The organism is Xanthovirga aplysinae (assembly GCF_009711365.1).
Classification (GTDB): Bacteria; Bacteroidota; Bacteroidia; order Cytophagales; family Cyclobacteriaceae; genus Xanthovirga; species Xanthovirga aplysinae.
Genome location: NZ_SMMB01001258.1, coordinates 1 through 15,459, shown reverse-complemented (window position 1 = coordinate 15,459; position 15,459 = coordinate 1). Strand labels below are relative to the sequence as shown.

Annotated in this window: 2 protein-coding genes; both read left to right on the top strand. The window is 39.9% G+C overall.

Features of this window, described 5'->3' with window-relative positions; all coding sequences use genetic code 11:
• Window positions 1–191 precede the first annotated feature (191 nt).
• A complete protein-coding gene (locus E1171_RS19725; RefSeq protein WP_155207783.1) occupies window positions 192–14,258 on the top strand; it encodes a hemopexin repeat-containing protein in 14,067 nt (4,688 codons plus the stop codon).
• 224 nt (window positions 14,259–14,482) lie between these two features.
• Window positions 14,483–15,319, top strand: a complete 837-nt coding sequence (locus tag E1171_RS19720) for a hypothetical protein (protein WP_155207782.1) — start codon at window positions 14,483–14,485, stop codon at window positions 15,317–15,319.
• The last annotated feature ends 140 nt before the right edge of the window (window positions 15,320–15,459 follow it).

Here is a 15,459-nt window from a genome sequence, read left to right as displayed (position 1 = left end):
GTTTACCTGTCCCAAAAAATTAACCATTAAAGTAAAAAGAATATTGGGCCTTGATTGGCTAAGGAAAGTCAATCTTTTTCTAAAGAACACCCATGATGCAATTAGCTAAATCAACAAAGCTGAAAAAGGCGAATGGGAATCATAAAGGCCTATAAATAAATTATTTTCTGAGTAAAATTAAATTAGAAACAATGAGTACAAACAATAATTTACCGGATTACGGAGCTTTATTCGGTGCTATTGACTTTAAGGAGGGAGACGAGGCCAGATCGGTTTATTCACCGGCTGCTTATTTGGCGGACCTTCTGCAGTTGATGGACGATGAATTTTCATCCACCGATGAAGTAGATCAAAGAAGATCTGATATTCGAAAGATATTGCTGGATTCGGAAAACACATTTTCCCTTATACCTTATTTGGAGATTGTAAATGAGGTGCTGGAAAACAGAATCGAAGGCGATGTTTATGGTGATAAACTTTTAAATGCCTCCTATCCATTTAGTTCTCCCTTTAATCTTTCTCATGAGGAAACATTGCTTTACCTCAAGTATTTGGGCATTTCTCCCGAACACCTGCATAAATTGTTTGCCACTGAGCAAGATGATTTTACCATTGCAAGAGAGTACCTCGGACTTTCGGAAGAAGAATTTTCCTTCATTACAACTCAAGGAGCCACTGAAGCCCGAATAGAAGAAAGTTTTGGCTACACCGAAAGTAACTTTTCTGAAGATATGGCCAACGTTACTACCTTCTTGGAAACTTCGGATCTTTCCGCTAAAGAACTTAGGGAATTACTTTACGAGCAATTAAGAGAAACTGAATATGGGGAACAGGCCCGATTCTTCATTAATAAAGATGTAGAAGAGGAAGACACCTATGCTACCTTGGACGAGGAAGAAGAAAATATCGTCTGGAGTGGGGGAAGCAGTGAAGTTCCACATGCTTGGTTTGAGAACGTAAGTTGCTTTACGCGGTTGGCAAAAAAGATGGGCATAGGCTTCACCGATTTGGATCTCATCTTAAGGGATTGCTGCGGTTGTCAGTTAAATGAGGAAAGTATTAAAATCATTGCCTTGGTTCATAAATTGCATAAAAGCTTGGATGTACCTGTGGATGTGATTGTATCCCTATTCAGCTCCATGAATGAAGTGGGACATACCGAAGGGGATGAACCTCAGGATTTGTTCAACCGTGTATTTAATAATGGGTGTGCCAATTTAGATGATCGTTACATTGCGGGAAGTTGGTTACTGGCTGAGCAATATGTGGAAGAAGGCTACATAGAAATTCCTTATAGCAATGATTTATTCGCTGATGAGAATTATGATTTTAGAAAGCGGGTGCAACATGTTTTAGGAATTTCCAAAACCGATCTTGAAAAAATTATCCAACGATTGGATGATAAGGAAATTGAAGAGTCCTTGTGGATGGATGCTGGCAATAAAATGAGCTTGCTAAATTTCCTCTATCGATTTACAAAACTAGCCACGGCCCTGGATATTTCTCACGAAGAGCTTTTCACCCTTTTCGATTTGTTGGAGCAGGATACTTCCATTGGAATCTTCAATCAACGAAATACTTTTATCCATAACCAACCTTCCACTCAGGATTGTTACGCCATATTCTTGGGAAATGATGTAAACGACCTTCAGTGGCTTATCCAAAGTCTACAGGCGATCACTAGTTGGATGATGGCCTACGATTTTACGGCTGACTCCCTATGGCGAATAGCTACCGGTAAATTTAAAACCGAAAAGGCCGAAAAAGCAGCTAAGGACCTGAAGGTAAATTTACTCGATACCCTGTATCAATCCTTTAAATCCTTAGCCTTACGTTGGGACTCCTTTATTGAAGGGCCTTTTGACCAAAGAGCCGCGGCTGTTATTTATCGAACGATTCGTTTGATTAATAAATTGAAGCCTGGAAAGCCGGATAGCCGTTTAGTAAATTTTGAGGAGGAAGAAAAGGTAGAAATAGCAAAAAAGGCAGTAAACCAATTGAGTTGGATTACCAAGAAAGATTTCAAAGGATTAGGAATTGAAGAAAAGCTTACGGACAAAATTTTCAATAACCTGGTTTTAAGAGGTTATGTGGATGAGCAAGGAGTTATCCTTCCTGAAGGGCTTCCCGAAGCCAAAGAAAACTTTCAGATTGAAACCGATTTTATTGCTTATAGGGATGATGTGTATGACTTAATTCATGATCTCCATACTGAGGCCGAAGTTTTGGCTGAAGAAGAGGACGAGATTGCCTTCTCTCTTTACCCATCTGACTTCGAAAAAATGGGAATCAAGGAAAGTGAAATTAATGAAATTTACGACAACCTGATCTTCAATAATTATATTGATGAGGAGGGGAATGTTCTGCACGTAGATTTCTTCGCTGATATAGACAATTACGAGGAATTTGATGTAAATGCGAATATCAATGATTATTCTGAGAAGATACACCAATTGTTCAAAAAGCATCTGAAGAAGTTTGAAGAAGGCCGTTTAGTAATAAGTAAATCAATTTTTGATGAGCTTTTATTACAAGATGTTGAAAGAAATGACCTGATTGAAAACTTGATTTTTAATGGTTATATCAACGAAGAATTTGAGGTATTAGATAAAAAACGAATCCTCAAAGAGAATGCTGAAAGTCTCCAATTGGCCTTGCAATTTTATCCAAATCGCCATGCTATTTTGGAAGCCTTACAAGGGGCAGTGGAGGAGCATCGAAATGCCTTCATGACCATTGATAAAACGGTGCTAACAAAAATTGCAAACCATATCGTGGCTCAATGGGCTTATGAGGATTTGCAGGGAGATTACTTGAATGGTGCAGAACTGGTGCCGGAAAGCAGGGACTTTTTCCTTAATGCGGATAATAAAAAGGACTTTGTCTTAAGCTACTATTTTGATGGACAACCTTCTACTGTCATCTTCGATAGAGTTGCAGCCATCATTAAAAGTGCTGAAGCTTATAGATTAACTTCTCAGCCGTTGCAGGATCTGAAATTTACTGAGGAGGAAATTGAGGAGTTGATGGAAGTTCTTATTGAGATGGAAGCCATCACCGAAAATCATAAAATTCCTTTGGATGGATTGGAATATTATTTGGATTCCAATAATGCGCTCACCTTTAGCGTAGAAGGCTTTGAGGATTACAACAAGGAAATTTTCTTCCTGTTACAGGCGGTAGCTAAGAATGTAGATGAAGCACAGAAGACCATCCAGCAAGTTTTAAATAGAATGGCTCTTGAGCAAGATGACTTCCTTTTCAGTCAATTGCAAGGCATTTTTGGCCTGGATGCAGCCATCATGAAGTCAATTTCCAAAGAGGTATTCAAAGAAGAAAAAGATCTAAAATCAGCCTGGCTGAAGCCTATCTTTGAATCTGCTAATGTTTTGGATGCCCTTAGTGAAGAGCCAAAAGACCGGGCATTTAATATTGCCTTTAATCGCATTCGGCAGTTTGCCCTATTGTCAAGCAAATTGCAACTGACCAAGGAAGAAGTAGAATTGGCCTTCCAGGATCAAAATTTGGTAGCCAAATTCCCTGAAAAGCTGGAAATACCAGAGGAGATCGACACCATTGATGCCTTGTTGGAGGGGGAAGACTTCCTTTACCTGTTCCAAGGTGAAAAGTATTGGATTTACCGTAACACCGATTACGAGCTGGTTGATAAAATAGATGTAGCCCTGGATGAAGATTTATTAGATTTGCAAAGAGACGACGATGAATTAAGGGATATTTTGGAAGAGGACCCTATTCGTTTACTCTTTCAAAAAGAGCAAATCTCTTCCGTTGATGCTACCTTCAAAGATAAGGACGGAAATACTTACTTGATTACAGGAGATCATTATTTCCTTCTTCCAAAGGGTAGCGATACCTGGACGAAAAGAGAAAATGAGTTCGGGAATGTTGATAATAATTTCGAAACCCTTACAGAAGTTGATGCAGCCTATAAAGATCAGGAAGGTAGACTATTCCTTTTCTCCAATGGGGAATATGTGCGTTATTCAAATGGTTTTGAATTTATTGATGAAGGCTACCCCAAAAGTATAGCCGAAGATTGGAAATCGGAAAATCTGGGCATTGAGTTGCCAAAGGGGTATCATTGCGAACCGGATGCCGCTTTCGAAGGGACGGATGGAAATACCTATTTCTTTAGGAATAAGGAATTTATTAGCTCTGAGAAGTTAGGTGAGGCAATGGATATTGCTGCTCACTGGGGTAAAAGGGAGCATAGCTTCAAAGATGTAGAGAAGGTGGATGCCGCATTTAATGACGGAGCTGCCATTTATTTCTTCTCCGGTGATAAAGTGGTAAAATACATCGATTGCTTAGAAAATGATGGCATACAAGTAGCTGAAGGCTTCCCAATGAAGATCACTGACCTGTATCCTGCTTTGCCTCATGAATTTGCTAACGGGATTGATACTGCTTTCAGAGGAGAAGATGGAAAAATCCACCTCTTCAAGGATGATCAATCTGTAAGCTTTATTGAGGAAGATTTTGAGATTGCACTACAGGATATCCATGGTAACTGGGGAGTGGTTAGGAATAATATCCTTGAAACAGGTAATATTGATGCTGCTCTGGTAGGGTTAGATGGAAAAACCTATGTCTTCAGTGGCGATCAGTATTTCCGATATTCCGGAAGAGATTACAGCAAAGTAGATCCGGGTTATCCTCGTTTGATTTCGGAAAATTGGGAAGGATTAGCGCAAGTAGAGGCGGCATTTGTTCTGGATGGAAAAACTTACCTTTTTGGAAAGGATGGAGACGGGCAAGCCATTTACGTTCGCTACTCTACTTCAGATTATTCTGAAATGGATGAAGAAGATGATGATGAAAAAACTTACATAACCCCTGTAGAGAGTCTACCAGATGTGGAAGAAGTGGAAACTTTTCCAAGACCACAAGATGATGAATGGTGGAGTCTGCCGGATAGCTTAATAGAGGCTGGATTTGAGCAGGTTGACGCTGTATTGAATGGCTTAAATGGAAAAACTTACCTTTTCTCTGGTAATCTGGTGGTAGAGTTTGACCAGGCCCATCGTTGGTGGTCAGAGCCGATGACTTTGGCCGAGAAATGGGATAAGCTTACATTTACTTCTATTGATGCTGCATTGGCAGGAAAAGATGGAATGACCTACTTGTTCTCAGGAGATGATTATGTTCGAATTTCCGATATGGATTTATGTAAGGTGGACAATAGTTACCCTAGAACGATTAATAAATACTGGGGAGATGTGGAGAACAATATCGAGAATAGGCACAAGGTAGATGCTGCTGTGGTTTTGGAATCTCGTGAAGATGAGGAGGATGAGGAAGGAAACGATATAGAAGAAATCAACAGACATACCTATTTATTCTCTGGGGATCAATTCTTCCGATATGTGGGTGAAGACTACAGTCAGGTGGAAGCCGGTTACCCAAAGAAGATTTCTTCTTTGAAAGAAGAGCCTCGATTTGAGGAACTTAAAGTTGAACTTTCAAAAGGAATAGATGCGGCCATAGCGGATAATAGAAATGTTTATCTCTTTGAAGAAGATAGATGCCATGTAGTATCCGATGAAGAACATTTTGAATATGCTACAGATAATTTCAAAGGAATAACAGCAGCTATCCTGGAAAAAGGAACCGTTTACGCATTAATGGACGGAGTATGGAAGCGTGTGAGTAGCCTGGAGGGCGAAAATGTCGTGGCGGTAAATGAAATACCTAATTTCCTCAATGATGCACCGGATGAGTATAAAACGGATTTAAATACGGTGTTAAGAGGCACAGATGGGAATACCTACCTGTTCAAAGGTTCCGAATGTTACAATAGTTTGCTTAAAATGGACTATGAAAGCGGAGAAGAATGGGGACGTGCTAGAAATAACATTTACACCAACGAGACGATAGACGCCGCATTTGTGGGCAGAGATGGCAAGACTTATGTTTTCAGTGGAGATCAGTATATTGAGTATGATACCGATACTTATGCAGAACGGACAACAGAAGATCCTCCTAAATTGATTGCCGAAAAATGGGGTGGTTTGAGAAGTGTTATGTTGGCCTATGTCAAGGACGATAAGACTTTCCTTTTTGAAAAGCCAGATGACTACGGTCGTTTCCGTTATGTCATGTATTCAAATGATACCTATGAAAAACCAGACCATGTCTATCCAAAAGTAACAGACTTAAGTTTCTTTGGTATTCCTGTTAATCAAATGAATGAAGGTTTTGGCCATTTCGATACCATCCTTCGTGATGGGGATAATATGATCTTTATTAAAGATCAGGAATTTATTCGGTACAATATTCCAGAAGGAAGTTGGTCGTATCCTAAGCCATTGGATCTAATTTACAAAGGTATTCCTTTCAATAAAACAACCTTCCAGGACATTAAGACTGCTTTTGTAGGTAAGGATGGAACAATTTACTTCTTCAATGAAAATTGTTACGTAACCTACAAAAATGAAGTCTTCTCAGATATAAAAGAGATAAAAGATGATTGGGGCTTAGTGAACAATAATTTTGCTAATGAAGTAGATGCCGCTTTTGTGCATGATAATAAAATTACCTATTTGTTCTCTGGCAATAAGTATGTAAGGTATTCTTCTTCGGATTATCGCCACGTGGATGTAGGTTATCCTAAGGAAATCGCTAAGGATCTCCGGGAAGAAGATGCCTTTAAGCACATGCCGAAAGAGTTTCAATATGCCATTGATGAGCTGGAGGCATCCGGGACAGATATTCGTATTGCGGGGGTAGTTTCTAATCCAAGAACCACCTATGTGTTTATGAACGATATGCTCTATGTGGGTTCAAAAAGTCAGTTTGATACGTTTAAATTGATGGATTTGGGCAGAGTAAGGAACAACTTCCAGGACAAAGGAATGGTAGATGCTGCTTTTGTGAACAGTCAGGGACAAACCTATCTATTCTCAGGGGATCAATACATTCGTTATTCTGACAACCGTTACGAATACATTGATGCAGGTTACCCTAAATTGATTGTCGATGATCTGGCAGGAGAATTAGGTTTATCTACAGTGCCGGCAGATTATCAGTACGGAATAGAAGCCGCTTTTGTGGACGCATCTGATGTGGTTTACCTGTTTAGAGATGAAAAATTCATTAGCAGTGCAAATGGAACAGAGCAGTCTGTTACGGATAGCTGGGGTAAAATTAAAAACCGTTTCACCCAAAATGTGGAGGATAAAACCATAGATGCCGCTTATACAGATGAAATGGGACGTTTGTATGTTTTTAAAGGGGATCAATTTATTCGATACAGCGATACCAAAGAGCTCTTCAGTGATGAAGACGATCTGCAGAAATATGTGGATGCCACTTATCCAATGTTAATCTCGGATCATGAAGCGACACTTCCTGCTAGTTTTACCGATAATCTTGAGGCTACCTTTACTTTTGAAGGAAGACAGTTCTTTGTGAAGGGTACGGAATATGTGATGGCTTTAGAAGATTTCCATAGCTGCGATCTGAGTATTTATCCACAGGACTTCAAATACCGATGGGGCGAATGGTCAGACTATTTAATTAGTGATATTTATACCCTCTCCAGGTTTAAAAAGCTTCAAGATACCTATTCCACCCAGGATTATACCCTTATCAATTTATTACATGGAGCATTAGGATACACCAAAGAACCATATTTGGCTGTTTCTGAAATCTTCGGATTTGATAAAGAAGAGGTCCGATGGGTAAAAGGGAAAGATGCATTTCTTTCTTCTGTCAATCAGTTTGAAAAGGAGTTCGACATGGAAGGTATCATAAGAATCTATGATATCTTATCGGAGGCCCAACGTATTAATGTGGATGCTTCCAAATTGCATGAAGATGTTTGGGAGAAATTATATGGAGAATCGATTGATCGGGCATCGGCGGCAGAGTCCATTTACCAAATGTTAGGGACTATTGACTGTAATGATAATTACGAAACCCTTTTCAAAGAGGTAGAAGGAGAGCTGCATACGATTAAACGAGATGCCTTGGTGCCGTACGTTATTGCCAATGATAATGAGGTGAACGATGCCCGTGACCTTTATGAAAAACTTCTGATCGACGTCCAAATGGAGAAGGATGCAGAAACTTCCAGAATAAAAGAAGCTACAGCTGCTATTCAATTATTCTTCCATAGGTATTTCCTTAATCTGGAAGATGTTGATTTGAAAGCTTCAAATGATGAGGAAGTTCGTGAGGTAATGAAGGAACAATGGAAGTGGATGCGTAATTATCGAGTTTGGGAGGCGAATCGAAAAGTGTTCTTATATCCGGAGAACTACATACGACCTGAATTGAGGGATACTAAGACTCCTACTTTCGAAACCATGGAGCAAGATTTGCTTCAAGGAGAAATTACGGAAGATGCAGTTGAAAGAATCTACAAAAAGTATCTGGATGAGTATACCGAAGTTTCTCGTTTGAAAATTGCCGGAGGATATGTCTATGACGAACCTGGTTCTAGTGGAACAGATAAAAACTTAGTGTTGTTCGGTCGCACCAAAACAGATCCTTTACGATACTATTACCGTTTCGGTAATTTTGTAAACGGAGACAGCAGTGGTGCTACATGGGAAGCTTGGGAACCCGTCGACATTTCTATTGAGTCAGAAAAGGTTTATCCGGTTTACGCTTTTAATAGGGTTTTTGTCTTCTGGGCTGCCACTGAGTCTTTTGTGGAGGACGTGGAAAGTGCCGAAGTGAATGTGACGGGTGAGGAGGGAGATCAAATGGCCTCCACTGAAGGAAATACCAAATACAGGGTGAAAATTTATTATTCATTCTATAATTTGAATGAGGAATGGATACAGCCACAGACCTTAAGTACAGTGATAGAGACTTCAGCTCCAATCTTTGATGTTACCCTTTTTGTGGAAAACTCTGATAAACTGGATGACTATGATCATGATAACATCATCGTTAATTGTACTTTGGATTATAAGTATTTGCCGGACGATATAGTACCAGATTTTAATTTCGCTTACCGCTTAACACCAGAGTTGTATTCCGTGCCGACTGAGGTTCCAAACTACGAGAACAAAGGTTTGACAATGTTCAATTTGTTGTTCGATGAAAGTACAGCCCCATCCGAAGATGATATCGTCATGCTGAATACCATCGAAAATAATTTGGATGGTCCATGGTTTTCTTATGAACACAAAGGTGGTGGATTCTTGGTGAAACCTGATGTGCCTGCACTTTCCAGTGATGCCTGGCCACAAAAACTGGTAGGTAATACAGAAAACCTGCCGGAAGGAGAAACCATTGATGCAGCAGTATACGATGGTGTAACGACTTATTATTTTACTGGTAATCAGTATTTTACCTCTGAGGATCCTACTAAGAAAAGTATTTCCTCTCGTTGGGGAAAAGTGAAAAACAATATCCAGGAAACAGGAGAGGTAGATGCGGCCTATGCGGATGGATTTACTACTTATCTTTTCTCGGGTGATCAGTTCTATGTTTATACGGGGACACAGTACGGAGATTTAGACCCATGTTATCCTCAGAATCTGGCAGGAAATTCAATGGGCTTCCCTGAATGGCAACAAATAGATGTGGCCTTTAAAGGAATAGATGGGAACACCTATTTCTTTAATAATGCCAGTGGTAAGTATATAGAAAAAGGAGGTAATACCGAAAAAAATATACTTGGAAAATGGGGCGTGGCCAGGAATAACTTTAACGACCCGAACGAAAGCGTTCAAGTAGTAGCTTCTTTCGTAAATAATGGTAAAACGTACCTCTTTAATGATTCTCAATACATTCGTTATTCCAATGGAGATAACTACGATTATGTGGATGATGGGTATCCCAAAGAAGGATATATAGCCAACTTATTAGAGGAATTTGGTTTCTCTCCCTTCGATTGGGCTCAGTATAATGGTTTACGAGTAGACTCGGCTTACGTTGCCAACGATATTCTTTATATTCATTACCATTCTGGAATTGGTTTGGAGTGTGATCTTATCAACAAAACCATTAATACAAATGGAAACCAACCTGAAACGGCATTTGCCTTTGATGATACAGTTGTCCTTTGGCAAGATATAGGACATGTAGAACTGGATGTGTGGACAAATGATCAGCATAAAGGTATTTTCTATTTTACCAAAAACGGAGGGAATGTTACCATTGACTCTGCTTTTACATGGAATAACTCTGATATCTATTTGTTCTCAGGCCAGGAATATATGATCCTGGATAAAAGTGCCATTGATGTAAATAATCCAACTAATATTGAGTGGGTGGCTACAGGATTAATAGCTGATAAATGGGGTAAAGAGGAAAACAGTTTTACTATAAACGAGTCAATTGATTCGGCCTTTACTCATAATAATGTAACCTATATTTTCTCTGGAGATGAATATGCAATTTATTCGGAAGGACATTATGATTATATTGATGAAGGATATCCGAAGAAGATTTCCTCAGAAAACGACTTCCCAAATTGGAATCAAATTGATGCTGCCTTTATAGGAACTGATGGGTTTTTATATTTCTTCAACAATGAAAACCAAGTCTACGTAAATTCTCTTGCTTTATCGTCAAATACAACCATTAAAGAAAAATGGGGGGTAATTCCTAATACGCTAGCCGAAACTGGGGTGGTAGATGCCGCATTTATGAGGGAGAATGAGCTCTTCCTTTTGAGTGGTAGTCAGTTTGTGAAGTATACCTTGAATGAGGGCGAAGTGGATGAGTACATTGATGCTTGCTACCCTAAGGAAATGAATCAGGATGTGACTCAAGTGGATGCCGCTTTCATTTTGGGAGATAAAACTTATCTTTTATCCGGTGATCAGTACTTCAAATTGAGTGCTGGAGTGGAACTTGACGCTTTGTCTGATCCAGCCTTTATTAAAGGAAATTGGGGGAACTTCCCAGTGGATCTGAGAAACGGTATGGATGCGGCTTTGGTAAGAGGTAATCAATTATACTTTATTCTGGGAAATGAGTTTATTGCTTTTACCACTGATGATCCTGATCAGCCAGTTCCATATGAAATCTCTGAGGTACCATATGAGATTATCCGATTGACTTCTAGTACAGCCGATCAATTGAATCAGGCATTGTTTGCCAATGGAGTGGAAGGTTTGCTGAAGGCAAGTACCCAGCAAATTGACGAAGTACCTTCTTTCAGTACAGCAGCTTCTACACCTACTAATATCAAGGTGACGGATCGTATTTCAAACCCTCCTGTAAATACCCATTTGGATTTTAATTCTGCCAATGGAATTTACTATTGGGAAGTGTTCTTCCATGCGCCATTCCATATTGCGATGTCCTTGAATGGGGATCAGAAATTTGAGGAGGCCAAAGAATGGTATGAATACATTTACGATCCTACCCAAGTGACGGATTATTGGAAGTTTTTACCTTTCCTTGCTGTGGATATTGAGGCCATTTTGGATTCATTGGAAGGTAACCTTACTTATTTTAAGGTTGATGAGACCAAGACGGTTAGGGAGGAATTTACAGATTTTGCCGCCTTTGCCGATCAATTGGTGAACTTTGTAGAGGTATTTCAAGGTTCCGCTTCACTGGATACTATCCAGAATGAAACGGGTCTTATTTTATCCGACATTGAAAGTTGGATGGACGATGAAAACAGTACTTATACCTTTATAAATTTCCAAGCAGAGGTGAATGCCTTGGTTACAATTGATGATAATGACAGTGACCGCCAAACTCTATTGGAAACAGCAAAAACCAACTTAGAAGAGGTGATCGAGATCATTAAACGATTGTATTACCGTTATGATTTGATTAGTACTACCACGCCTGCCCAATTGGATACTTATTTGACAGATCCTTTTGACCCACATGCGATTGCCGCATTGAGAAAAATTGCTTATCGTAAATGTATAGTGATGAACTACATTGATAACCTCTTGGATTGGGGAGATATGTTGTATAGGCAATATACGCGAGAAAGCATCAACGAGGCACGCATGTTGTACATTTTAGCTTATGATCTGTTGGGTCGTAAACCAGAAAGTATGGGAACCAAAGTCCTTTCTGATGAAGTGTCTTTTGAAGAATTAGCACATTACCATCAGGAACAGGACCCTTCCTATGACTTCTTGTTTGATTTGGAAAATGAGGACCCAATCAACGATCCTTACGATAGCTTATCTTTTGCGGGTACCATTCACGACTCCATTGCAAACCCTTACTTCTTTATTCCGGAAAATAGTCTGTTTATTGATTATTGGAATAGAGTGGAAGATCGCTTGTTCAAGATTCGCAATAGTTTGAACATTATGGGTGAAAAGCAGCCTCTACCGTTATTCCAGCCACCAATTGATCCTATGGCATTAGTAAATGCGGTAGCAGGTGGAGGTAGCCTGAGTTCGGCCTTAGCGGATTTCCATACCCCAATTCCACATTACAGATTTAGCTTTATGTTGAATAAAGCCCGAGAGTTTGCTCAAAAAGTAGAAGAGTTTGGGGGTGAGCTTTTAGCGACCATAGAGAAAAAAGATGCAGAAGAATTAAATATTCTCTATAACAAGCAGGAAACTGCTCTCCTGAATATGACTACTCAGGTGAAGGAAAATCAGGTAAAAGATGCCGAGGAAAATATCAAGAACATTCAATCGAGCATTGACACAGCTCAAGAGCAGTACGATCATTATGACGGTTTAATTAAAGATGGTTTGATTAGTGAGGAAGAAACCCAAATTGGTATGATGACGGCAGCAGCGGCTGTTCATGGTGCAGCGGTATTGGCCAAGTTAATCAGTGGTCTTTCTTATGTGGTTCCACAGATTACTGCTGGTCCATTTAGCTTTGGTGTCACCGCCGGGGGCAAACAAGTGGGAGATATGCTTTCCAAGTTCGGAGAATCTACCGAATCCCTGGCCGAAGGGCTTAGCATGGGTGGAGAAGTAGCCGGAATTTATGCGCAACATAGACGGCAGGTACAAGACTGGAAAATTCAACGAACAATGGCTGCAGGAGAAATAGAAGGGTTGGAAATCCAAATGGTGAGTGCTCAGCTGCAAAAAGCTATGGTGCAGCGAGAATTACAAATTCATGAAAAGGACATTGAACAAAATGAGGTAGTGTATCGCTTTATGAAGGAGAAATTCTCTAACCAGCAGCTTTATCAATGGATGTCAGGAAAGCTTTCCAGCATGTTCTATCAATCTTATAAGATGGCACATGATATGGCTAAACAAGCCGAAAAGGCATTCCAGTTTGAGACAGGTACCAAAGAAAGTGAAATTAACTTTATTGGTGGCATGTATTGGGACAGCCAGAAGAAAGGTTTAATGGCCGGTGAAAGCCTTGGTGTTGACCTTAACAAAATGGAGAAAGCTTATATCGAGCAGGATAGCCGTAGTCTGGAGATTACTAAAAACATCTCTATGCTGGAACTAGACCCACTGGCCTTCATTCAGCTGAAGACCAAAGGAGTTTGTGAATTCCGATTAACGGAAGAATTGTTTGATTACGACTTCCCTGGACATTACAACCGTCAGGTGAAAACCATCTCTCTTGCTTTTGATATTGGAGAAGATCAGACAATTAACGCTACCCTTACGCAATTGAACAACAAAGTAGTGATGGAGCCGGATACTAAAGCTGTGAAATACCTATTGAATCCAAAGGGGCAACAACCAATGTCTATCCGAAGCGATTGGAAAGCAAACCAACAGGTGGCCCTTTCTTATGTGGATCAATATACCGAAAATAACGGTATGTTTGAACTTCGCTACTACGATGACCGTTACCTTCCATTTGAGGGTACAGGGGCTGTTTCTCTTTGGAGACTGGAATTGAATGGTAAAAAAGGTTCCTACAACCCTAATGATTTGCTGGATGTAACCATTAAGTTACGTTATTCGGCTGATCAAGGAGGAGATGCTTTTGCAAGTGCGGTAAGAGGTGCTTTAAAACCATATACTGCAACCAGCTTCTTCGATTTAGCTTATAGCTTCCCACAAGAATGGAATACTTTTATGCAGATCGACAGCAGAGATATGGAGTTAACCTTTACGCGTGATATGTTCCCGAACATGAGCAGTAGCAAGGTGAGTGGAATTTATGTACGTTACGAATATACAGGAGATCAAGCAGCCACCTTTGTGATGAACGATGAACTGAAGCTGACCAACAACAAATATGTTGAAATCAGTAATTTGAGTATCCCTAAAGAGGGAGGCAAATGGAAGCTCACCGTACAAGGCGATAAAGCCAACATCAAGAATGTGGAAATGGTGGTCGTGTATAAAGCCAAAGTATAAATTAAGCAATTAGTTTATCTTGGGTTGGGCATTTTGCCCAACCCATTTAACATTTCATTTTTGTTCCTACTTATTGTAGTATTTTATTTTTCAAAGGAAAAAAGAAAACAACTTATCAAGGATATTCCCCCTTTTAAGGGAGATTAAGGGAAATGTTAATCCCTCCTTATTCCTCTTTTCTAAATAGTTCAATAAGGGAACATCTATTGAAAAAACATAAAACCATGAGTTTAAAAACAAAAAAAAGACGTAGAAGAGACCGCGACACCGCAGATATCTCTTCCAGCAATAACAGCAGCTCAAGCAGTTCGCCACCACTAAAAAAAAGAAAAACTTCCAACCGGAAAAAAGGGGATACCGATAGTTCCGATCACAAAGACCGTAGGGCTAAAAGAGCGGAAAGACTATCCACCAGTGGTGGAAGGAAGCGCTCCGATGGTATCAGTAGGACTAATAGAGATCGTTCCAATGCCATTGGTGATGGCTCAGACCGGAGGGCCCAGATTATTAACAGAGAACGTTCGGGAGGAATTTCTCAGGACAATTCACAACGACAAAGATCGGGTGCCATTACCTCCAGAGAAGATGGCCGTGGTCCGGACAGAAGGGACTTAAGAGCAAGACCTATTGATAAAGCTAATGACGGTACTGAACTTTGGGACGGAAAAACTGCACCTACACTTAGTGAGGCGATTGTTAAAGATGTCCTCAGTAAACAAAAACCAAAATATGATATCGGTAAAGGTCGTATGGTCTACCCTACGGAGACCGCACCCGGAGTGATAGAATACCTGCCATTAGAGGGGGAAGCCTCTGATAATGAGATTAAAAATGGCCTATATGTGGCCATTGTACCCGAAAGACCTCTTTCAGAATTTGTAAATGAAAAACTCAATCGAGAATCTTTTGTAGTGGAAGGAGGAACCATTACCGCCATTGCTATAGATAATTTAACCACCGCCTTTGAAAACGAAAGCAACCTAGTACTACGTTCTCAAAAATACTTGGATACTATGGCTGCAAGTACTACTTCGCTTCGGCAGAAATGGGAAGATGAATAATTTAATGAATTTGCAGTAAGGGAAGCGTGGGCTTAGGCTGGAGTTAGCATATGAGTAATCATTGGTTAAAATCAAATAAGAAAGATTAATGAATTATGCAATCATGGCAAAAATTTAAAAGAATAAGTTAAATGTTAAAA

Coding starts and splice junctions, on each gene's coding strand:
- E1171_RS19725 (WP_155207783.1), top strand. CDS start 192: ATGAGTACAAACAATAATTTACCGGATTACGGAGCTTTATTCGGTGCT.
- E1171_RS19720 (WP_155207782.1), top strand. CDS start 14,483: ATGAGTTTAAAAACAAAAAAAAGACGTAGAAGAGACCGCGACACCGCA.